This window comes from Paenimyroides tangerinum, from assembly GCF_003865405.1.
Classification (GTDB): domain Bacteria; phylum Bacteroidota; class Bacteroidia; order Flavobacteriales; family Flavobacteriaceae; genus Flavobacterium; species Flavobacterium tangerinum.
In genome coordinates this window covers 1-610 of the sequence record NZ_RQVQ01000075.1, presented here as the reverse complement: position 1 = coordinate 610, position 610 = coordinate 1, and the positions used below count along the sequence as shown (strand labels likewise).

1 protein-coding gene is annotated in these 610 nt (G+C 36.7%); it reads left to right on the top strand.

The window, feature by feature from the left end:
• Positions 1 to 7: 7 nt before the first annotated feature.
• Positions 8 to 610, top strand: a 603-nt coding sequence (locus tag EG240_RS15965; protein ID WP_148096368.1) for a PorP/SprF family type IX secretion system membrane protein, incomplete at its 3' end; no start/stop codon positions are given.

Below are 610 nucleotides of genomic sequence, written 5' to 3'. Positions count from 1 at the left end.
TAACTTTATGAAGAAAATATACATAAGTGCTTTATTAGCTTTGTTAGGGCTTGCGGAATCATCAGCGCAACAAGATCCACATTACACCCAGTATATGTACAACCAAAGTGTGATTAACCCGGCTTATGCTGGATCACGCGAAGGTTTGTCATTAGGGCTTTTACATCGTGAACAATGGTCAGGATTGGAAGGAGCACCAAAGACGACCACTTTTTTCGGAAACGGACGAGTTGGTAAAAAGGTTGGATTGGGATTATCTGTAATTTCAGATAAAATAGGACCTGTATCGGAGAATAATGTATATGCAGATTTCTCTTATACCCTAAAATTACAACCGGGTCATAATTTAGCCTTAGGATTAAAAGCAGGTATGACCATGCAACAATCCGATTTTTTTAGTGAGATAAATGGATATGTTCCAGATGCAAATGATCCAGCTTTCGCGGAAAATACAAGTCAAAGTTTTTTCAATGTAGGAGCAGGAGCATTTTATTATACAGATAAATATTATGTAGGATTCAGTGTACCTAACTTTTTACAAAATACATATGTAGAAAAGAACAACCGTAAATTCGGAAGTGATGTAATGCACATGTTTTTGACAGGAGGT